Annotated in this window: 17 protein-coding genes and 3 pseudogenes; 13 read left to right on the top strand and 7 right to left on the bottom strand. The window is 66.4% G+C overall.

The window, feature by feature from the left end; all coding sequences use genetic code 11:
• Window positions 1-49 precede the first annotated feature (49 nt).
• The 5 genes from OG766_RS36335 to OG766_RS36315 all read left to right on the top strand — a co-directional run bounded on the left by OG766_RS36335 (window position 50) and on the right by OG766_RS36315 (window position 5,790).
• The gene (locus OG766_RS36335) at window positions 50-403 is read left to right on the top strand and encodes a carboxymuconolactone decarboxylase family protein (protein WP_328727367.1); all 354 of its coding nucleotides are present in this window, start codon (window positions 50-52) and stop codon (window positions 401-403) included.
• Window positions 404-1,403: 1,000 nt separating this feature from the next.
• Entirely contained in the window at window positions 1,404-2,099 is a 696-nt protein-coding gene (locus tag OG766_RS36330; protein ID WP_328727366.1) for a hypothetical protein, read from the top strand.
• A gap of 5 nt (window positions 2,100-2,104) precedes the next feature.
• Window positions 2,105-2,794, top strand: a complete 690-nt coding sequence (locus OG766_RS36325; RefSeq protein WP_328727365.1) for a DedA family protein — start codon at window positions 2,105-2,107, stop codon at window positions 2,792-2,794.
• A gap of 6 nt (window positions 2,795-2,800) precedes the next feature.
• On the top strand, window positions 2,801-4,900 hold the full coding sequence (locus tag OG766_RS36320) for a PEP/pyruvate-binding domain-containing protein (RefSeq protein WP_328727364.1): 2,100 nt from the start codon (window positions 2,801-2,803) through the stop codon (window positions 4,898-4,900).
• Entirely contained in the window at window positions 4,897-5,790 is an 894-nt protein-coding gene (locus OG766_RS36315) for a hypothetical protein (RefSeq protein ID WP_328727363.1), read from the top strand. The genes OG766_RS36320 and OG766_RS36315 overlap by 4 nt, the downstream gene beginning before the upstream one ends.
• Before the next feature lie 602 nt (window positions 5,791-6,392).
• Here the strand turns inward: OG766_RS36315 and OG766_RS36310 are convergent.
• Window positions 6,393-6,884, bottom strand: coding sequence for a MarR family winged helix-turn-helix transcriptional regulator (locus tag OG766_RS36310; RefSeq protein ID WP_328727362.1), 492 nt, complete (start codon window positions 6,882-6,884; stop codon window positions 6,393-6,395).
• A 260-nt stretch (window positions 6,885-7,144) separates the two neighbouring features.
• On the opposite strand from OG766_RS36310, the gene OG766_RS36305 reads away from it, so the two are divergent.
• The gene (locus tag OG766_RS36305; RefSeq protein ID WP_328727361.1) at window positions 7,145-7,624 is read left to right on the top strand and encodes an SDR family NAD(P)-dependent oxidoreductase; all 480 of its coding nucleotides are present in this window, start codon (window positions 7,145-7,147) and stop codon (window positions 7,622-7,624) included.
• A 292-nt stretch (window positions 7,625-7,916) separates the two neighbouring features.
• On the opposite strand, the pseudogene OG766_RS36300 reads toward OG766_RS36305, so the two are convergent.
• A pseudogene (locus OG766_RS36300) lies at window positions 7,917-8,271 on the bottom strand (IS6 family transposase); the annotation flags it as partial.
• A gap of 172 nt (window positions 8,272-8,443) precedes the next feature.
• Window positions 8,444-9,279 (bottom strand): IS5 family transposase gene (locus OG766_RS36295; RefSeq protein WP_328727360.1). Its coding sequence is split into 2 segments (ribosomal slippage): window positions 8,444-8,910 and window positions 8,910-9,279, totalling 837 coding nucleotides; the frame shifts between segments, so codons are not numbered across the junction.
• Window positions 9,280-9,548: 269 nt separating this feature from the next.
• On the opposite strand from OG766_RS36295, the pseudogene OG766_RS36290 reads away from it, so the two are divergent.
• A pseudogene (locus tag OG766_RS36290) lies at window positions 9,549-10,378 on the top strand (IS5 family transposase).
• Between the two features lie 135 nt (window positions 10,379-10,513).
• Here OG766_RS36290 and OG766_RS36285 read toward each other — a convergent pair.
• The gene (locus OG766_RS36285) at window positions 10,514-11,749 is read right to left on the bottom strand and encodes an IS701 family transposase (protein WP_328727359.1); all 1,236 of its coding nucleotides are present in this window, start codon (window positions 11,747-11,749) and stop codon (window positions 10,514-10,516) included.
• 164 nt (window positions 11,750-11,913) lie between these two features.
• Here OG766_RS36285 and OG766_RS36280 point away from each other — a divergent pair, with 164 nt between their 5' ends.
• Window positions 11,914-12,366 carry a MarR family winged helix-turn-helix transcriptional regulator gene (locus OG766_RS36280; protein WP_328727358.1) on the top strand — a complete coding sequence of 151 codons (453 nt, stop codon included), beginning with the start codon at window positions 11,914-11,916 and terminating at the stop codon, window positions 12,364-12,366.
• A 652-nt stretch (window positions 12,367-13,018) separates the two neighbouring features.
• Here the strand turns inward: OG766_RS36280 and OG766_RS36275 are convergent.
• Window positions 13,019-13,648, bottom strand: a complete 630-nt coding sequence (locus tag OG766_RS36275) for a TetR/AcrR family transcriptional regulator (protein ID WP_328727357.1) — start codon at window positions 13,646-13,648, stop codon at window positions 13,019-13,021.
• A gap of 128 nt (window positions 13,649-13,776) precedes the next feature.
• On the bottom strand, window positions 13,777-15,147 hold the full coding sequence (locus OG766_RS36270; RefSeq protein WP_328727356.1) for a homogentisate 1,2-dioxygenase: 1,371 nt from the start codon (window positions 15,145-15,147) through the stop codon (window positions 13,777-13,779).
• Window positions 15,148-15,617: 470 nt separating this feature from the next.
• Between OG766_RS36270 and OG766_RS36265 the strand changes: the two genes are divergently transcribed.
• The 5 genes from OG766_RS36265 to OG766_RS36245 all read left to right on the top strand — a co-directional run bounded on the left by OG766_RS36265 (window position 15,618) and on the right by OG766_RS36245 (window position 20,750).
• Complete coding sequence (locus OG766_RS36265) at window positions 15,618-16,562, top strand: D-2-hydroxyacid dehydrogenase family protein (RefSeq protein ID WP_328727355.1); 945 nt, start codon at window positions 15,618-15,620, stop codon at window positions 16,560-16,562.
• Between the two features lie 103 nt (window positions 16,563-16,665).
• A complete protein-coding gene (locus OG766_RS36260) occupies window positions 16,666-17,157 on the top strand; it encodes a nuclear transport factor 2 family protein (RefSeq protein WP_328727354.1) in 492 nt (163 codons plus the stop codon).
• Between the two features lie 112 nt (window positions 17,158-17,269).
• Window positions 17,270-17,572: a putative quinol monooxygenase gene (locus OG766_RS36255; RefSeq protein ID WP_328727353.1), complete on the top strand. Its 303-nt coding sequence runs from the start codon at window positions 17,270-17,272 to the stop codon at window positions 17,570-17,572.
• 150 nt (window positions 17,573-17,722) lie between these two features.
• Window positions 17,723-19,780: a CocE/NonD family hydrolase gene (locus OG766_RS36250; RefSeq protein ID WP_328727352.1), complete on the top strand. Its 2,058-nt coding sequence runs from the start codon at window positions 17,723-17,725 to the stop codon at window positions 19,778-19,780.
• Between the two features lie 292 nt (window positions 19,781-20,072).
• Window positions 20,073-20,750, top strand: coding sequence for a DUF6875 domain-containing protein (locus OG766_RS36245; RefSeq protein WP_328727351.1), 678 nt, complete (start codon window positions 20,073-20,075; stop codon window positions 20,748-20,750).
• A 93-nt stretch (window positions 20,751-20,843) separates the two neighbouring features.
• On the opposite strand, the pseudogene OG766_RS36240 reads toward OG766_RS36245, so the two are convergent.
• Window positions 20,844-21,112: pseudogene (locus OG766_RS36240) on the bottom strand (transposase family protein); the annotation flags it as partial.
• Window positions 21,113-21,169: the final 57 nt, after the last annotated feature.

Raw genomic sequence — 21,169 nt, 5'->3', positions numbered from 1 at the left:
GACGCCACTGCGTCCCGCCCCACCCCGGCCGACAGCACAGGAGCGCACCGTGTCCTACCACGAGCACACCGACCACCAGTACGCCAAGCACATCCGCGCCGGCGCCCCCGAGGCCTTCAAGGCGTTCATGGCCTTCGACAACCAGGTCCTGCGCGGCCGGGACAACGCCATCCCGCCCAAGTACACCGAACTCATGGCCGTGGCCGTGGCACTGACCACCCAGTGCGCGTACTGCATCGAGGCTCACACCAAGGCCGCACACTCCGCAGGCGCGACCCAGCAGGAACTGGCGGAGACCGTCATGATCGCCGCCGCGCTGCGCGCGGGCGGCGGCTACGCACACGGCTTCATGGCCATGAAGTTCTTCGACCAGGCCGACAAGAGTGGCACCGACACCCCGTGACCTGATGCGACGACCGTCGCCGGGCACACCGCTCGGGCCCGCCCGGCGGCGGGCTGGGACTTCGTCGCCGGATGCGGGCGGGCAGGTCGCCGCGGGCCGGGACGGGGGCCGGCGCAGGGCCGGAAGCCCGCGCGAAGGTCTTGTGCTGAGGCTGTTCGCAATGGAGTACCTGGTCTTGATGTACCTGTCCGAGGCACCGGCCCGTCAGCTGCGTATGGGCGATCTCGCCGTTCGCCTGCGAGATGTCGCTCAGCGGCATGACTCGTATCGTGCAGTGGCCGGCGAACCAGGGGTTCATCAACTCGGGTGCGGTGCGCCCAGGATGGCCGTAGCTGGTACGCCGTCCTCACCGAGGCAGGCCTCGCCCGGATCCGGCTGCCATGCGCCGCCACTTCCTCGACCATCTGTCCGGACTGGATCTCTAGAAACTCGCCGCCGCCCTGCGGAACGTTGCGACCTGAGCGCTGCGCACACTCTGCGCATTCGCCCTCGCCGAGCATGGCGAGTCGCCCCGGCCCAGGGCGGGCAGACCCGCTACTCCGGTAGCCGGTCACAGCAGGCTTCGGCACCGCCCCTCCCCGAAGAACACGGTGCCAGTGCGCCCACGACCAGGCAGCGGCGCCGTCACCGCTGGCCGGACCAACTACGCGAAGACGATCACACTCAGATCCTTGCTTGGCGTAGCAATTTTTTTAACCATATGGTTGATCCGTCAACTACCCCCATCGACTGAGGTGTTCACCATGGGAACTGACATCGCGACCGCGACGGACGCCGCGTTCGCATCGCGCCACTCGACCGGCCAGACACATCGCTCACGAGGAATCGGGCCGCTTTCCCGCCGCACAGGTACACCCATGCAGCCCCTCAGCGGCGCATCGGCGGTCACGGGCATCGGGCGACTCCTGGTGCCGCAGCGTCTCACCCGATGCGCCGCTCGTATCCGAACCGGCATCTACCGCACCGTTGTTGAGCGGAGGCGGAACCGTTGAAGTCCGCGATGCGTGCCCCACACACGCGGTCGGTCGCCGTGAAGCGGACGTTGCGTCACGCAGGCACGGGAGCGGCGGCGCTCGCCCTCCTTTACGCGGCCCTCATCGCGCTCTTCCCCGGCGACCGAAACCACCTCGGCCTGCCGGAGTCGGCGCGCGCCTTCTCCCAGATCCACGACATCGCCCCCTTGGCCCTGATGGCACTGACCCTGCTCTGGCTGGCCCACCGGCATCCCGCGGTCTACGCCCGCGCGGCCATCGCGTTGCTGCTGTGCATCACGGCCGGCCTCGTCGTCGCCGAAACCGTGTCCGTGCGCGGGCTGCCGACGCCCGAGGGGTCTGTCGTCCGTGACTACGTGGCTTTGCCCGGAGCCCTCGCGGGTTGGTACCTGCTGATGGGACTGGCATGGGCCGCCGGCCTGCCGGCCGTGCGGGCGCGCATCGCCGTGATGGTGGTGGCTCTGTCCGCGGTGGCGACGTCCGTGCTGAGCGCCGACCACCAGATGCACGGCGCGGCGTGGGCCGCGGGTGTGCCTCTTGTGGCGTGGTACGTCGCAGGACGTATCCAGCGGCCCCGGACACGCGGTCGCGGGACCGCGGACGCCTGGGACCCCGAAGGCCTCGTCGTGCCGTTCCGGCCTCGTGACGGGGCGACACGGCAACGGCCGGCCACCGTCTCCGTACCGCTGCGGAAGGCGGGCTGAGGACCTTGGACATCGATGGTTTCATCGAGGCGGCCGGATGGTGGTCCTACGCTGTCGTGTTTGCCGCGACAGCCAGTGAGACCAGCGCCTTCATCGGGCTGCTGGTCCCCGGGGAGACCGTCATTCTCCTCGCGTCCGCCATCGCGGGCCGAGGCGACCTCAACGTCCTGGTCCTGGCCGCCGCAGTCGTGACCGGAGGAATCACCGGCGACAACCTCGGCTATGCGCTGGGCCGTCGGTGCGCGCGTCATCCCGGCAGACGGCGCTCACGCAGGGCCGGCCGCCATCACCGGCACGGACGGGCCCAGGCCTTCCTGGGGCGTCACGGTGGCGCGGCGGTGTTCACCGGCCGGTTCATCGGTTTCGTGCGGACCTTCCTTCCCTACGCCGCCGGCGCGTCGGGCATGCCGTACCGCCGCTTCTTCGTCTACAGCACCGCCGCGTCGCTGGTCTGGGGCATCGGCAATGTGCTGCTCGGCTACTTCGCCGGGGCTGCCGCCGTCGAGTTCCTGCACTCCGTCGGTCCGATCGGCATCGCCGTGCTCGCCACCGTGACCGTGGTGGCCTACGGCGTCGCAAGACTCCGCAGACGCCGCCGCGTCGCACCGACCCCGTCCAGGGTCGTGGCCTACGGCGAGGCCAAGCGGGCCTCCGATCAAGGGCCGGCACACGCTTTCACGCATTCACAGGAGTAGTGACCCATGTCAATCGACGATCTCGAACTGGCGGTCGTACCGCTGGACGCCCCTGAGGCCAAGGACCCGAACCTCACCGGCGCCAAGGCCGCGCACCTGGCCCGCGCCGCAGTGGCAGGGCTGCCCGTGCTGCCCGGCTTCGTACTGGTGCCCGCCAAGCGGGCGCCCGAGGCCCCCACCGGACAGAAAGCGGTGCGCGGCGCCTGGCAGGCGCTGGCCGGTGCACACGGTTCCGCGCGTGCGGTCGTCGTGCGCTCCTCCTCCGTGTACGAGGACACCGAGTACTCGTCGATGGCGGGGCGCTTCGAGTCGGTGCTGGACGTGCGGGGCTGGGAGGAGTTCACCGCGGCGGTGCGCACCGTGCTGGATTCCGCCCGGCAGGTGCGGCCCCTGCGGCAGTCCCCGGATGCCCTGCCGGGCGACGGGATGGCCGTGCTGGTCCAGCCCCTGCTCACGTCGGCCGTGGGAGGCGTGATGTTCGGCGCCGACCCGGTTGAGGGGCGTACCGACCGCATCCTGGTCAGCGCGGTACGCGGCGGCCCGGACCAACTGGTCGACGGCAGCACTCAAGGAGTGCGCTACCAGCTGACCAGGCGTGGCCGGCTCGTGCGGGCCGAACCGGCCGAAGCCCGCGACGACCGGCTGCTCCCGCACCGGCGAACCGCACCTCTGGTGGCGCTGGCCAAGAAGACCGAACAGGTCTTCGGCAGCCCGCAGGACATGGAGTTCGGCTTCGACGCCGAGGAACGCCTGTGGCTTTTCCAGGCTCGGCCCATCACGGCCATGGCCACGCGCCCGCCGCGCGGCGCACGGTTGCTGGGCCCCGGCCCGGTCGCCGAAACCCTCCCTTCCGTTCTCCAGCCGCTGGAGGAGGACCTGTGGATGACGCCGATGTCCCACGGCCTGACCGTGGCCCTTGACGTCGCCGGAGCGGCATCCCGGCGCCGGCTGCGCAAGGTGCCGGTGGTGACCACCGTGCAGGGTCGTGCCGTGGCCGATCTGCGGCTGTTGGGTGCGGCGCCCTCCCGCCATCCGTTCCTCGAGCGCCTCAATCCCGCGCCGGGGGCACGCCGTGCCGCGGCGGCATGGCGAGTGGGCAGGCTGCGCACCGCTCTGCCGCTGCTGGCGGTCGACCTAATGGCGGATGTGGATCGCGCGCTGGCCGACTTCCCGCCGCCTCGGGAGATGCTCGGCGGGCAGTTGCTGGACGCGGTCGGCTGGGGCCGCAAGGTGCTGTCGGCCCTGCACGCCCAGGAGTCGCTCGCCGGTGCGCTGCTCGACGGGGGACATGGCGCCACGGCCGCGGGAGAGGCGCTTGCGGAGCTGGCCGAGGGCCGCGCCCGGGGACTGCAGGATGAGGAACTGGTGGAACGCCACCCCGTTCTGCTCGCTCTGCTGCCGCCCACGCTGGCCGACCGCGCACCTCTGCCTGAGAGATTCGGGCGCACCGCGTTGCCGCGGGGTGTGGGAGCGCTGCCGGTGCGTGAGGGGCTGCGACTGCGCGTCCGCTGGGTGCAGGAGATGCAGGCCCAGATGGTGAGGGAACTGGCGCGCCGGCTCGGTGTGGGTGCCTGCGAACTCGGCCTGTCCCGCCTGGTGTTGCTGCGGTGGGAGGAACTCGTGCGGGTGGCACGGGGCGAAGGGCTTCCGGCCGACTTCGCCGAACGGATGCCGCGTACGGACGCCGGTGTGCTGCCGGACGAGTTCCGTCTGGCGGCCGGCGTTCCCGTGGCCGAGCCCAAGTCCGGTCCCCGTACGCCGGGGCAGGGGTCGGGCGGCGGCTTCGGCACCGGCACGGCCTGGGACGGCCAGGGTGAGCGCCCCGACCACCCGGTGCTGGTGGTCCGCTTCCTGGATCCCGCACTGGCTCCCCTGCTCCCGGACCTGGCCGGGCTCGTGGCGGAGACCGGCAGCCCCCTGTCCCACCTGGCTCTCCTCGCTCGCGAATACCGCATTCCCACCGCGGTCGGCGTACCGGGAGCAACCGAGCGCTTCCCCACCGGCACGCCGCTGGCCGTCGACGGCGCGACGGGCGCGGTGACCGTGTGCGACCTCCCCCGGGCCGCCTCCCTCCCGGTTCAGGCACGACAGGAGTCGGCAGCGTGACGACCATCCGGCTCGCCGGCTACACCGTCGGCGCACTGTCCGCCGCCTACGCCGGCTACTACACGGTGCTCTACCTGACCAGATGGGAATGGCAGCGGGCCCTGATCTCCGCGGTCCTGCTCGTCATCGTCGAGGTCTTCCTCGCCACCGTCCTGCTGCTCACCCGTTTCGCCCGGCTGGAGAACCGGCTGGAGGAGTCCGAGGCCCGCGCGGAGGATGTGCGCAGCCGACTGGAGCAGACCAGGACGCCCACCCGACACCGCTTCGCCTGGCTCGCCTCCACCGATCCGGATGCGCTGAACGGCACGCAGCGCACCTTCGTGTTCGTGCCCGTACTGATGGTCGCGGGCGCGGTCCTCTCCGCAATCGCGATGGTCATCCAGAAGATCGCCGGCGCGAGCGCCGGGCCGGGCGCGGAGCGCCGCCTCGCCGCACGCCTGACGGCCCTGACGGCACCACCGGTCCACGAAACGGTCTCGTTGGAGGAGCGCCCGGCCGTGGCCCCCGCCCGCCCGGGACGCAGAGCACTCACCGTGACGGTGGCCGCAGCGAGTCTGCCCCTCACCCTGGTCCTGTGGTCCGCACTCGCGGACGCGACCCAGACCCGCCCCGAGCGCACGCCCGCCGCGTCGAATACGACCCTGGTCTTCGAAGTCGCGACCCACGGGGAGCAGGACTCCGAAGTCGTCCAACTCGCTGCCAGTGACCTCTGGGAGACCTGCCGCCGCTCCACAGCCGCCCGGAACGACAAGGCCGGCCTCCAGCGGATGGGCGACCGCCTCTTCGCCGGCGTCGTCAGCCCCGCCCTGCCTCCGCACGACGTGATGCGTCTGCGTGGCTGCATCGAGGACGCGAACACACACCGCACGAGCGCGGTCGTCCTGGACTGATCCGTCGCTGCGACACACGACCCGGTTTCCATTTACTTGCCTGGAGAACCATATGAAGACACTTGCTTTGCGCAGCAACTCACTTCTGGATCTCCGCCGCAGCCGAGCGCCGAGAGCTGCGGAACACATGGACAGAAGCGACTCAAGGACAGGTTCGCCGTCGTCGCAGGCGCCGGGCCACATCGACGGCAAGCCCGGTGTCCGCACCGATGTCTTGGCCCCCGGCGTGATCCTCACCGGCGCGCTCACGTCCACCACGAAGGAGTTCCGGGAGCAGATCCACACCGGCAAGATCAACAGTGCACCCGAGCGCGGTCAGAGCCGCTTTCAAAGAGCGTCATCACCCTCGCCGACGTGCAGCAGCACGGCGTGCAAAGCGCCGTCTGGCGCACCCCCTGGTGCTGCGCAGGCGACTCAAGGCGCTGCAGTAAAGGCACCGCATCCTCAGCGGATTCCTCGCCGGGACCGGCCTCGTTCTCGACAGACTGGATGGACCCAATACGTAGAAGCAGGACCGGGCGGAGTCGCGGCCCCAGTCGCCGACGCCGGTGAGTAGGGTCGCCGTCCGGAAGGGCGGTGTCGGCAGTACAGGGGGTGTGGCGTCAGTTTGGCAGTTGACCGGGGTACAGGCCTTCAGGGCCGATCGCGCGGTTGATACGGCCGCCGATCTCGCGCAGCTGCTTGACCTGGGCCTTGGTGAGCGGGTCGAACACCAGGCGCCTGACCTCCTCGACATGCCTGGGAGCTGTGGCCACGACCTTCTCGAGGCCGGCGTCCGTGAGGATCGCGAGGGTGTAGCGGCCGTCCGTCGGATCGGGCGTGCGGCGCACCCAGCCCTGCTTCTCCAGTCGCGTGACCACGTGTGACAGCCGCGACAGCGAGCCTGCGGCGAGCACGGCGAGCGTACTCATCCGCAGGGTGCGTTCGGGACCCTCGGACAGCCCAGCCAGCACTTGGTACTCGAAGTGGCTGATGTCCGCGTCCCGCTGAAGCTGGGCGTCCAGTGCCGCTGGCAGCCGGAGCAGCGTGATGAACAGCGCCAACCAGGACTGCCGCTCCTCATCGGTCAACCAGTGGGGCTCGTTTGTGTCCATGCCTACCACCATAGCTTGAAGCGTCAAGTCAAAGAGGCGCTACTTCGACTTGAAGCTTCAAGTTGAGGGACTTGACGATTCAAGCGACAAGCCGTAGCTTCCACTTGAAGGTTCAACTCCTTTAGCGGGGTCCCTGATGAACGTCACCGTTCGTCGCCTGGGGCCGCTTCGGCGCTCACGCCTTCTAGGAGATCAGCCCGGGCCGCACCGCCCCGACCCACCACCCCTGCACGCCAAAGACTGAAAGAAGGCACAAGGAAATGGCCCAGCAAATCGCAGACAAGACAGCCCTCGTCACCGGAGGCGGCAGCAGCATCGGGCGGGCGTCCACCCTCGCCCTGGCCGCTGAGGGCCTGCTGGTGGCTGTCGGCAACCGCACAGCCGAGACCCTGGAGGGAACCGTCCGACCGATCGAAGCCGCCGGCGGCTCCGCCCACCAGCTAGTCGCCAACGTCACCGACGAGTCCCGGATCGAACAAGCCGTCCAGGCCGCGCCTGCAGAAACCGGCCGCCCCGACTTCGACCGGAACGACGACGGCTACGACGGAGAGTTTCGACTCAGCCAGGTCTACTCCCCCGCCATGCTGGCCTACGCGATCGCCCCCAACGAGCACCGCGTGTTTCACTCCAACGGCCGGCACCGTGGGCGAGTAGGGGGTGAACGTCTGCCGGATCTCTGGCTTCCCGGACAAGGGCGGCATCGCCGCCCTGCAGTTGATGGCCCAGAAAAGCAGAAGTGAACCGAGTGCCGCCCCGGCCCGGCGCCCCTCCCCGGAACCGCATGTGGGAGAGAAGCGCGGTGTGAGCAGCCGTCGCATCCCAACGAGAAATCTTGCTGCATCAGAATCGACGCATCCCTACCGCCGATGACACCGACAACGAGATCGCCGCTCCGCTGACGGTGGTGCCGGGTTTCCGGGCCTGTGGTCCAGGCCGTGGTGGGCCGGCCAGCAGCGCCGGTGATCTCGTCCCAGATGGCGAAGCGGATGGCCACTTCGGCGCGGTGTTGGGTGGCGGTCATCAGGTGGCGGCGGGGGCGGAAGTGGGCGAGATGCCGCTGAACGCGGACAGGAACCGCTGGGCCGCGCCGACGTGGCGGAAGCCCTTCATCGCGCGTTCACGCTGTCTGGCGGGCTGGTGGCTGTTCTCGGCCCGGTTGTTCAGGCCCTTGTGGGAGCGGTGCTCGACGGAGGGCATGACCTCGCGGTGGGCGGCGCCGTAGGAGCGGAGCTTGTCCGTGATGACCAACCGGGGCCATCGTACGGGTCTTCTTCATCAGGCGGCGGAAGAAACGCCTGGCCGCGGCCTTGTCCCAGCGGCTCTGCACCAGGATGTCGAGCACGTTGCCGTCCTGGTCGACGGCCCGCCACCGGTACTTCAGCTCTCCATGATGGCCGTCACCGGGACGGACAGGACATGATGAGACGGCAAGGAGCTCCTTGGGAACAAGCTGTCTTGGTCGACTGCCTGTACCAACGAGCTCCGTGCTCTACGCCGGGCACACCCTCAACTGTCTTGCGTGACCTGCGGAAACGTTAACTACCCGGCCTTGAGAGGTCCTAACAAAGGCGTTGGACGTGTCGGTGGGTGATGAGGCAGGTGGCGAGGCCGAGGAAGGCTTCATGGATGTCGTCGCGTCGCTCCCACCGGATGCGGAGGCGGCGGAAACCGTGGAGCCAGGCGATGGTGCGCTCGACGACCCATCGATGGATGCCGAGGCCGGATCCGTGCGAGATACCGCGGCGGGCGATCACCGGTTTGATGCCCTGCGCCCGGACCAGTCGTCGGTACCTGTCGTGGTCGTAGCCGCGGTCCCCAAGCAGTTTCTCGGGCCGCTTGCGTGGTCGTCCGACCAGACCGGGGACCGACGGCACCTTCTCGAGTAGGGGTATCAGCTGAGTGACGTCGTTGCGGTTCCCGCCGGTCAGCGACACCGCGAGCGGGACACCCTGCCCGTCGACGATGACGTGGTGCTTGCTGCCCGGCCGAGCGCGGTCGACCGGGCTCGGCCCGCTTTTGGGCCCCGCCGAGCGGCCCTCACGTGACTGGAGTCGATCACCGCCCGGGACCAGTCCAGCTGCCTCGCCGCCCGCAGCTTCGTCAGAAGGACAGCGTGCAGCCGGTCCCATACGCCGGCCTCGTTCCACGCGGCCAGACGCCGCCAGCAGGTCATGCCAGATCCGAAACCAAGCTCCTGCGGCAGGTACTCCCACTGGATCCCGGTGTGCAGAACGAACAAGATCCCGCAAAGCGCTTGCCGGTCAGGCACCCGCGGCCGCCCCGCGACCAGCTTCGGCCCCAGCTCCGGCAGCAACGGCTCGATCAGTGCCCACAGTTCATCCGACACGATCCACGGACGAGACTCCCTCTTCCCCACCACCGGACCAACGAGCATCCAAGCCGACAGTCACACCGAAATCGGCTTCCGTTAGGACCTCTGATGTGGGCATTTAGAGATGACCTGTGTCGGTAAGTAACTTTCGCGGCCGTCACGCTTGGGGTGTTTATCCTATACGCGCACCCTCGCGTCCATCGAGCGGCAGACTTGCCCGCCCGTTTGCTCCGGTTCTCGAGCATGAAGTCCGTCTGGTTTGAAGATCAGGCAGAAACGCCCAGCAGTAGCGGAATAGCGCCGACCACCGCAATCCATGATCACGCTACGGCGTGAGCCAGCGGAAGCCGTACCCCAGCGACCTGTCCGACGCCCGATGGGCCTTACTCGAACCGACATTGACGGCCTGGAGAAAGGCCCGGCTCGACCGCAGGCCCACCGGGCAGCCGGCCAAGGTCGACCTGCGCGACATCTTCAACGCACTCCTCTACGTCAACCGCACCGGAATCCCCTGGAAATACCTCCCGCACGACTTCCCGACCATGCCACCGTCTACGCCGCCTGGCGCGACGAGGGAATCCTCACCCAGCTCAACCACGACCTCACCGGCCTGGCCCGCGTGAAGGAAGGACGCAAGCCCGAACCCACCGCGTCCGTGATCGACACCCAGAGCGTGAAGACCTCCACCAACGTGCCCCTGACCAGCCAGGGAACCGACGCCGCCAAGAAAATCGTTGGCCGCAAGCGGGGCATCCTCACCGACACACTCGGCCTGCTCCTCGCCGTGACCGTCACCGCCGCGAGCCTGTCCGAGAACGCCGTGGGAATCCAGCTCCTCGACCAGGCCAAGAAGACCTACCCGACCATCTCCAAGAGCTGGGTCGACACCGGCTTCAAAAACGCCGTCATCGAACACGGAGCCAAGCTCGGAATCGACGTCGAAGTCGTCAATAGAACTCCGGGAGTTCGTGGCTTCCACGTTGTCAAAAGGCGCTGGGTTGTCGAGCGAAGTATTGGATGGATCATGATGCACCGGCGTCTCGCCCGCGACTACGAGACGCTGCCCGCCAGCTCCGAAGCCATGATCCACGTCGCCTCGATCAACAATCTCACCAAGCGCATAACGGACGAGACTACACCCACCTGGCGAGGAACGTACTAGTAGTACTTCGTTAGGTTGAGTTGGGTGGAGGGTGTTGTTTCCTCGTTGGTGTTGGTAATTGGCGGTGGCAGGTGGGGCATGCGCCGGTCCAGCACAGCAGCAGGTCCTGCAGGGTGTGGAGGACTTGGTAGAAGGTCAGGCCGGCGCTGTTGCTTTTGGGTCCAGGCGGCGGAGGGTGAGGAAGGCGTGGGCGGCGGTGACGAGGGTGGCGTGGTGGTGCCAGCCGCGCCAGGTGCGGCCCTCGAAGTGGTCCAGGCCGAGGCCGTGTTTCATCTCGCGGTAGTCGTGCTCGATGCGCCAGCGCATCTTCGCCAGACGGGCCAGGTGCCGCAACGGGGTGTCGGCGGGCAGGCTGGTCAGCCAGTACTCGGTCGGCGCCTTCTCTGCGGTGGGCCACTCGCTGAGCAGGGTGGCCGTGGGCAGAACGCCGTCCCAGGCGGTGGAGCCGCCGGCCTGGGCGATGGCGTGTCTGCGGGTCGCGACTCCGGCCGGACGCACCGTGTGGACCTTGAACCTCGAGCGCATCGGGCCTTTGGAGCCCTTGCGCCAGGTCGCCTGCCGGTAGCTCTTGCGTCCCTCTGCAGGGGCCAGGGCCTTCAGCGGCAGCGCCGGGGTGCGGTAGCGGGCAGCAGGCTTGCGTCCCCTTCCGTTCCAGTCGGGCACGGTGGGGACCGCGTGATGGGGGTGGGCGGATTCATCCGCCCGCACGGCGACGACGAAGTCCAGGCCCCGCTCGACCAGCGCCTGCCGGAAGGCGGTGTTCTGGCCGTATCCGGCATCCGCGACGATCACCCTGGGTGTCAGGCCCCAGGCGATCGCCTCGTCGATCAGATCCAGAGCCAGGCGCCACTTCTCCCGGTGCCCCACCTCCTCGGGCACCCCCGCCTTGGCCCGGCGCTCGGCGTCCTGGTCCCACTCGGCCGGCACGAACAGCCGCCACGAGATCGGCACGGAGGCAGTGTCCGACGCGGCATGCAAGCTGACCGCGACCTGACAGTTCGACTGCTTGCCCAGGGCTCCGCACCACTGCCGGGCCACCGCCACCGACATCTTCCCGTCCTTCGGGAACGACACGTCATCGATCACCCACACCACGGGATCAACGACCGGCACCGTCTTGACGGCAACCGCCCGCAGCACCGCCGCGTGGTCCCACGGCGACTGGTTCACGAACTGCTGCAACGCCTGCATGTCACCATCCGGCAGCCGTTCAGCCATCGGCTGGATCGACTTCCTCCGACCGTCCAGCATCAACCCACGCAGATAGCAGTCACCCTTCGCCCGCTGATCCCGGCGCGACACCGAAGCGAACACCTCAGCCACGAACGCAGCCAACTCGCCCCGCAGTTCCTCAACTTCCCCCAAGTCCACCGCACCACCATGCCCGAACCAACACCACACCACCAAATCAACCTAACGAAGTACTACTAGGAGATAAAGGGCAATCCACCTAGATTAAACGCCCTCTGAGGGAAGCCCCAACCTTACATCTGATCACTCTTGAACTCGCTTGACTGCGCAAGTAAATTACAGGCGTGAGTGATGCTGATTCGCTGAACGTCGACGAAGAACGTTTCTGGCGCGCCCTGATGCGTGTCATGATCGCGCTCCCGCGCTCGCTGGACGCAGACCTGCTGCGGTCCACGGGCCTGTCGCTCACCGATTACATCGTCCTCGTGAACCTCTCCGAGGCTGAGAACCAGGAGCTGCGGATGACGGAACTCGCCGCGGCCTGCGCCCTGTCGGCGAGTCGGATCACCCGGATCGTGGAGACGCTTCAAGCTCGGGGACAGGTGGTCAAGCGGCGCCATGAAGGCGACGGCCGGGGCCATGTGGCCTCGCTCACCCCGGACGGGCTGAAACGTCTCCGGGCTGCTTACCCCGTTCATCTGGCGAGTGCCCGCAAGCGGGTCGTCGACCAGCTCGACGGACGGTCCCTGCCCGCTCTGGTCAGGCAGTTCGAAGCCGTGGTGAAAAGGCTCGACTGAATCAGGCCGTTGACGGCCGCGTCCTGGCGGGCGACATAGCGGAAGGAGTTCCGCAGGAGGTGGACCACGCAGACTCGCCCTGTCAACCTCCGTGGGTCTGTGCCGTGTTGACATGATCGGCTGGAAGCTGATTGAGGGCATGCCGAAGAGCCGCGGGGTGACGTTTCGATCACCTCGTGGTCGCCGCCGACGCGGCGAGTGGTGTTCAGGCCGTCAGGTCGGCCTCCGAGCGGTTGCTGAGGTGGAATGCGGGGTCATGGAGGGTGTGGTCCTGCCAGCAGGCGCCAGAGGACGCAAATCCAGCGGGCGCCGAGGCCGGCGCGGGCCTGCTGTTCTTCACCTGCCCGGGCCTCGCCGAGCGGGTTGCGTCCAAAGCGAGCGGGGAGATGTCTGTCCGCACATGGGGAATCCCGAGGCCGTCAGTGGGGCGACAACCCGACCCTGGGGGAACTTGCCATGACCGCCGTCAGGTGACGACAGCGCCTGAGGCAAAGCAGCATTGCGCCTGACACTGCGAACACCCCCAGGGCCGAAGCCGGCGGGCGCCCGTGCACGACGTCTCTGGGCTCGATGGTGGTTCATTATCGGCCGGGCCGGGCAAGCAGGAACCCGGACGGCTGTCGCGCGAGCCCCCGCTCAATGACGCACCTTCTCATGCACGCTGAAATCGATCGACAATGGCTTCAGCCGGTGGAAGCGGCTCCGTGGGGGTGAGGGTCAGCGCCTCCATCACGAGTTCTAGGTAGCGGTTCCATCCTTCGCTGTGCCGGCTGAACGTGGGCAGTACGCTCAGGAGCATCAGAAGGAGCCGCAACGTATCGTTCTCTGGGTCAAGGTCGGGCCGCAGGAAACCCTGCTCCTGGCCGCGACGGATCAATCGGCTTGCCGGGCCGAGAAACGACTGTGCCATTTCCAGTGTCATCCCTACTGGATAAGCAATCCGCTCCTCAGCTGCCGTCCTCATAGCCGCCTCAAAAGCAATGCGCAGCCCTGTGCGCGGGTCTGCTTCGCCCTCTGCCTTCGTCAGAGCCGGAGCGATATCCGTCGCGAAAATATCCCAGATAACGCCTCGCACCAGGTCGTCCCGAGTCGGGAATCGGCGATAAAGAGTGGCGATTCCGAGACCTGCTGCTCTGGCGATATCGTCTGCGGAAGCCTGCGGGTTCTCCCTGAGTACCGCGCGACCGGCATCAAGAATGCGCCGAGCGTTCCGGGATGCGTCACGGCGCAGCGTCGGCTGCTTTACCGCAGAGATATTTGACGAATCACCTGGCCCAGACATGACTGACAGATTAGCAGAGTGCCACACCGAAGCCGCGGCCTCGACGCCGCCGTTCCCCTGTCCGGGAATGGGGCAGGGATGAACTGTGCGCCGGGCCGCCGCTTGAGGCACCGTGCTGGCTCAGGGTGTCAGTAACGGAAATTTCTCGGGAGGCTTGCCTCGCTGCGCAGCACCTCACCGTCGGGGGAGCCGACCGCCTGAGCCGCCTGCGCCGTGACCACAATCGGCCACTGCGTCTCCAGCATGACCATCATCCCCTCGGACTTCTCCGGCACGAGGTCGGCCTGAGTGGCAGCCTCCCAGACGGGTTCTCCCATCCCGTGCGAGGTCATCATGTTGGTCAGAGTGCTTATGCCCTGCAGGTAGCCGCCCGGATTCGGCGCCTCCTCGATCACACCGACCCACTCGGTGCTCACGTTGCGGTGGTACCACGGGGGCCGGAAGGTGTTCTCTGCAACCGACCATACGGAAGGCACGATGAGGAAGTCGATGTTGGGCAGGCCCGGTGTGCTGGTCACCGAAGTGAGCGCCGTCAGCATCGAAGGATCCGGGTGATCGAAGCTGACCGTGCCCAGGGCCTGGAAGTCATGGAGCTTGTATACGTAGGGGACGCTGTTCCCGTGCCACGCCACGACGTCCAGCGGAGAGTGGTCGTAGGTGGCGCTCCAGAGATTTCCGGCGACCTTGTGGATCACCTCGAACGGCCGCTCTTCATCGTCATAGGCGGCAACGGGGGCGCGGAAATCGCGGGCGTTCGCCAGTCCCGTGGCGCCGATGAGGCCGAGTTCCGGGAGGGCGAACGGCGTGCCGAAGTTCTCGCACACGTACCCGCGGACGAACGCCGGGGCGTCTTCCTGGCCGGCGGCGCCCAGGATCTCGACGCGGAACTTGATGCCACGGGGTATCAGGGCGACCGAGCCGGGCTGCACGCTCAGCAGACCGAGTTCGGTGTGGATGAGCAAACCGCCCAGCTCGGGCATGATCAGCAATTCGCCGTCAGCATTGCTGAACACGCGATCGGTCATGGACGTGTCGGCCGTGTAGAGGTGGATCGCCATGCCGCTACGCAGGGCGGGATCACCGTTGCCGCCCAGGGTCCACAGGCCGGAGACGAAATCGGTTCCTGCCGCAGGCGCCGGCCTCGGCGCCCAGAACAGCAGCCTCGGCTCTATGGGAACCTCCGTGAACGGCGGCGTGAGCAGGCTCGGGTGATCGATGCGCTTGAAAGGCGGGTGCACGATCGATGGACGGATGCGGTAGAGCCAGGTCCGGCGAGTGATCGGCCGGAGTTCGGTGAACGCCGTGCCGGACAGCAGCTCCGTGTACAGGCCGTGTGCAGGGCGCTGAGGGTTGTTGCGTCCCTCCGGCAGCGTCCCCGCCAGGGCCTCACTGCTGTGCTCGTTGCCGAAACCAGTGGAGTAGCTCAGCGATGCTGCCCTCTTGCGGGCCCGTACCCGCACCTGAGCCTCTGCCTTGATCCCCTCAGGGGTCATCGTCATTTCCAGATCCTTCCGCGTTGAACTTTGCCCGATACGTCCCGCCGCTCAGGCGCTGTGATGTTCGTGGCACGCGCAGTCGTAGATCAACGTTGCCGTCTCGCCGCCCCGTTGGGTGGCCGGGCAGCTAACTGATACCGGTCTATCACTTGCCCCAATCGAGGCGCAAGTGATAGACCTCTATCAGCAGTGCGGGTCCGGGCTTCGCCTGGTCATCGGAGGAGATCGCTTGGCCGTCCGAAAAAGGAGACTGCCATGGGAAGTCGACGCCGACCCCGCTTTGCTAGATCGACACACGGGGCGGGCATCCGACTGGCCATGCGCCGCCTCGAGTGGCTCTCCACCCCTCGGGCATGGAATTGCCCTGAATTAATCGCACGCACGAGGCGACAGGCTGGCAGGGGAAAGGTTTTCTCCCACTGACTGCTTCAGGATCCTCGCATTCGACGGAGGCGTTGGACGGAATGGATAACATGCGCATCGCAGTGCTTGACGATTACCAGAACGTGGCAAGGAAGTTTGCCGACTGGGATTCCCTGAAAGCCCACGTGGAGGTATTCCACGGGCCTCTTCCTGACGCGGACAAAGTCGTAGCGCAGCTAGCCGATTTCGATGTGGTGGTGGCGATGCGGGAGCGCACGCCGTTCCCGTCCGATGTACTGCGTCGACTCAGTCAGCTGAAGCTGCTCGTCACCACCGGGATGGGCAACGCCGCCATCGACATCCCAGCCGCCAACGCACAGGGCATCGTGGTGTGCGGTACGGACTACTCCCGCTTCTCGGCCGCGCCGGAGCTCACCTGGGCTCTGATCCTCGCTGCGGCAAAGAACATTCCCGGCGAGACGCGGCTGGTACGCGAAGGCGGGTGGCAGCTGAGCGTCGGCTCCGACCTGGAGGGCAAGACGCTCGGTTTGCTGGGACTCGGCAGGATCGGATCCAGGGTGGCCCGGGTGGGCCGGGCGTTCGGCATGAAGACCATCGCCTGGAGCCAGAACCTCACAGCCGAGAAAGCCGCGGAACACGGTGTGACCGCCGTGTCCAAGCAGGAGCTGTTCACCAGCTCCGATGTGCTGTCGATCCACCTGCTTCTCAGCGACCGCACCCGCGGCCTCGTCGGAGCGACCGAAATTTCCTCCATGAAGCCGACGGCTCTACTGGTCAACACCTCGCGAGGCCCCATCGTGGACGAAGACGCACTGGTCGGCGCCTTGCAGGCGCGACGGATCGGCGGTGCAGCACTCGACGTGTTCGACATCGAGCCCCTGCCGGCACACCACGTACTGCGAAGCCTGGACAACGCCGTCGTCACCCCGCACATCGGCTACGTGACAGAAGGCAACTACGAGACCTTCTACAAAGACGCCGTCGAGGACATCGCAGCGTTTGCCGCCGGCACGCCGGTCCGCGTCCTTGAGTGACACGTCCGGGATTCCATCCGGCGCCGGTCGGACAACACGGCGATCCCCTCTCCTTTCAGACGACAGAAACACCCACCGAGCTCGACCACAGAAGGATCTCTCCATGAGTGACAGGCATGAAATCACCGAACTTCTTGCACGGTATGGGCAGGCACTCGAAGAACGTGACGGAGAAGCCCTCGCGGAACTGTTCGCCCCGGATGGGGAATTCCAGATATTCAGCCGGTACGGCCGAGATGAGTACATCGCACACGGCGCGGACGTGATCGGCCACGCCAGTATCCGCGCCATGATGCAGAACAGCTCCCTGCCTGCCGGGCGCGGCATGCATTACCTGACCACCGACCACATCGTGGAAATCACCGGCGACACGGCGCGAATGCGCGCCCAGTTTGTGGTAGTCGAGTCCAACGCCGACGCTCGGCCCGAACCCGACAACGGCTGGCCCTTCGGATTCAACATGGTGCAAGGGGCGCTGGCACTCACCATGATCGGCCGCTATGACTCCCGCCTGCTCAGGACCGAGGACGGCTGGGTGTTCACGCTCCATCAGGTGAAGCACAATCTCCCGATGGCGCTGCCGCCGAAGAAGTAGTTCTCGCGGGCGGAGCACAGCAGAATCTGTCAACTCCATAGCATGACAAGGCGAATAGCTTTCACGGGCCGCCTGCCGCCCGCGAAGAAGACTGAACACAGGGCGGAGAAGCATGGCTGTCTGGGAAGTTGTCCAGCTTGCGGTCGCGCAGGGCAGAGAAGACGAGTTCGAGTCCGTCGTCCGATCGCAGGTGCCGACCCTTGAAGAGGCCGACGGTTGTTTGGACCTGCAACTGCTCCGCGCCGTTGACCGGGAAGGCGTCCTCCTGCTCGCCGCCCTGTGGCAGTCGATGGAGCACCACACCGATGTGTTCGTGAAGACCGAGGGGTTCACCACGTTCTCCACCGCGGTGGCGCCCTTCTTCACCGCACCGCCCACCCCATTCCACGCGATCACCGTGATCGATGGTCTCTGAACATCCGCCGTCCCACCCGATCAGCCAAGTAATACGCGGAGAGAAATAATGAGTGCATCGCAGCCAACACCTTCTGAGGGGCCGCTGACCGGTGACTTCCGTGACGGGCCCTTCGTGGGCCTGGGCTATCGGACGTCTACCCATGAGGGCGTGACCGACGAGACGGGGAGGTTCTTCTATCAGGCCGGCGAGACGGTGACCTTCTTCATCGACAACCTGGTCATCGGCACCGCGGCTGCAGCTGCGCATCTGACGCTGGCGAGTCTGCATGACAGCGCCGCGACGGGGGATCCAGATCCCACGCTCCCGGGAACAGTCAATCGTGCGCGCTTCGTGCAGAGCCTGGGGCGGGAGGCAGACCTACGCAGCGGCGTGACGATCGACAAGACCGTCCGCGACGTGGTCAGCGTCCATGCCGAAGACATTTCGTTCGAGCGCGACGCGGAGTCCTTCGCGACGTCGGACGCCGTCCGCGCGGTATTCGGCGAGCTCGGGCTCCGTTTCCGAGGATCTGCTGAGGCACGCAACCACCTGCGGCGTGCTCTTGCAGGCATCAAGCTCTTCCGGGACGTCAAGATCCCCACTCGCGACGGGAGCTATCTCCTGGCAGACGTCTTCCGCCCCCTGGAGGCCGGTTCCTACCCGGTCCTCATGCGGCTGGGGGTTTACGGTAGAGCGTTCGAGACGGGCTCGGTCTTCAGTGAGGCAGACCACGCTGCGAGTGAGGAGAAGGAAGCCGCCTGGTTCGAGAAGAGTACCGACGGCATCCCCTCGTATTTCCGGTACTCGGAAAACGCGGTCAGCGCAAACGCCAGCACATGGGTACCGCGTGGGTATGTCGTCATCCGAGTGGACGGCCGCGGAGTGGGCAACACGCCGGGAACGCTGAATCCGTTCTCGAAGCAGGAAGCACTCGACTACTACGACGCCATCCAATGGACTGCCGAACAGTCCTGGAGCAACGGCAACGTCGGACTCTACGGCGGCTCGTACAACGCAACCATCCAGTGGAACGTCGCTGCTCTGCAGCCGCCCGCTCTCAAAGCGATTGCTCCCCTTTCATCGGACTCGGACGCCTATCGCGACCTGGCGTATCCGGGAGGCATCCTCCTCAAGAACTACCGCCGTTGGTGGTGGGAGGGGATGGTGGGCAAGGCAAGAGGCCGGAATGCTGACGCCGTAGACTTTATTGATGAGTTGGCCAGCCACCCGTGGGACGACGGTTACTACGCGGGAGAGGGGCTCCTGTCGGCTGATTTCGCCGGCATCGACATCCCCGTCCTCACGGCGGTGAGCCAGACCTTGATGATTCACTCGCGCGCCGGTTTCGAAGCGTTCTCACAGCTGTCGTCCCCTTTCAAACAACTGCTGGTCCTGGACGCCGCTTACAGCTCATACATGTATGAGGACTGTCGGCCCGAACTGGAAGCGTTCTTCGACCGGTTCCTCAAGGGAGAGGAGCCGGTCCGGGAGCCGTCGCCGGTCCGCATGATCATGCGGACCGGCGACGGAGGCTTCGAATGGCGTGACGCAGCCACCTGGCCGGTCCCCGGCACCGAATACCGCAAACTCTACCTCGACACCGGCAACGGGCACGGGCACGGGCACAGAACCATCACTCCGCAGCTGCCCGAGCACATGGGAACTGCTGAGTATTCCGCCGATGTGCGGGCTGCGGCCCCCGGGCTGCCGATGGCGGTGTTCGAATCAACCCCCTTCGACGAGGACCTCGAGTTGGCGGGTCATTTCCGGGCCGTCTTGTGGGTCGCGTCCACGTCGGCCGACGCCGACTTCTTCGTCGCGCTACGCGTCATGGACGGTCAGCGAGAAGTCACCTACCAGACGCGCGACCCTGAATCGGTTGCCCCGCTCACCTGGGGATGTCTCAAGGCCTCGCATCGGGTTCTTGATCCCGAACGTTCCACCGCCGAGCGCCCTTGGCACACGCACCGACGCGAAGACGCCCTGCCTCTACTGCCCGACGAAGTCGTCAAGGTGGAGGTGGAAATGATGGCGGCCACCGGACGCATCGCGGCAGGACATCACCTGCGCGTTGAGATTTCACCCGCTGAGGGCCGCGGGGCCACCCCGGGCTGGGAGCGTGACTACGACGATTCCTATCACCATGAGGCCGTCAACCGCGTTTTCACGGGTCGCCTGCTTCCCAGCTCGATCACTCTCCCCGTAGTCCCCCGCCAGGCCCCTTAGGCGGGCAGCGGCCCATCGATCTCACCATGCGCAGCCACTGCTCATCAATACGGAGCTCAACCTGAGTAGCGCCGCTCCTCGATCTAGTAAAGCCCACCTCGGCAGTGCGCTGCGACATAGATTTAGCTGATCGCGAGACGCTCTCGCCTCGGTCGCCTTGTCCAACGAGCACGACGCGCCTTGACCGCCGCTATTCTCCGGCTTGCTCCACCAGGGTGTAGACCAGGGGACGTCACGGGTGCGAATGGCGGAGGAGTTGGTCATACTGAGGGCGTCGCCGAAGGAGGCGCAGATGTCCGTCACGCGCAAACAGCCGAACACCAATCTCTTCCTCCTCGAGGATCTCGAGGAGGACAGCAGGACGGCAGAGCTCGCGGACAGCGATCTAGAAGCGCTTCAAGCCGTCACCGACTGGATCAAGACCTTCGTGGTCAAGCCTCACAAGGATCTCGGCCGCGCTGGGGCCGTCTGTCCCTTCGTGCCTGGGTCATTGGAACGCAAGGTCCTCTGGCTCGCTCCGGAGCAGATCGCCGACCGGGGCGAGGCAGACGTTGTCGAGCTCATGAACGGTTACAAGAGACTGTTCCTGGAGACTCAACCCACTGGCGGTGACGATGCCGACTACAAAGTAATCGTCGTCGTCTTCACCGACTTGCCGCCTGATCGTGCCCAGGGCGTCTTTGACGACGTCCTACAGCATCTTGCAGTTCCGTCGTATGCGGACGATGGGATCTTGTTCGGGCCGTTCTACGAAGGCAACGAGGGGACTGCGATTTACAACCCGAACTTCCGGCCATTCCAATCGCCCGTGCCGTTTCTGTTCGTGAGGCAGGGGGTGATCAGCGACTGGAAGTTCTTTTTGGACAACGAGGAGTTGCTCAACTTGTGGGCGCGACGCTACGGAGAGTCCGCAGTCCGGGCCCTTGCTGAGGAACTACGCCGCTTGCCATGGCGGGCACAGCCCGAATAGAGCCTCGCCCGCCCCGATCCTGAGCTCGCGGGTCTGCGGCAGAGTGCATTTCCTCCTCCGGGTTCCGTGGACGCCATACGCACTGAGGCTTTTTCAACCTTGGTTTGAGCAGGTCAGGTGGGGGGTGAGGACGGCTTGGACAAGGCTGGTGATGCGGGTGGTGCTGCACCGTAGCTTGCGCAGCAGTCGCCAGGTCTTGAGCGTGGCCATAGCCTGCTCACCCAGCGCACGGATTTTGGCATGGGCGCGGTTGACTGCTTGTGGCCTGTGGAGAGTTTGTCCCAGCGGCCGCCGTAGGCCACGCTGATGGTTCCGCCGGCTCCTTGGTACCCCTTGTCGGCCCAACAGCGGATGCCGGCCTCGGGTCACGTCCGCTGGAGTGGTGTATCGACGGCCACTCGGTGATCTCTTGTTTGAGG

Source organism: Streptomyces sp. NBC_00259 (assembly GCF_036181745.1).
In the GTDB taxonomy this organism is placed as follows: Bacteria; Actinomycetota; Actinomycetes; order Streptomycetales; family Streptomycetaceae; genus Streptomyces; species Streptomyces pratisoli.
Note: the sequence above shows the minus strand (reverse complement) of the source record. Positions and strands in the feature narration are given on the sequence as shown.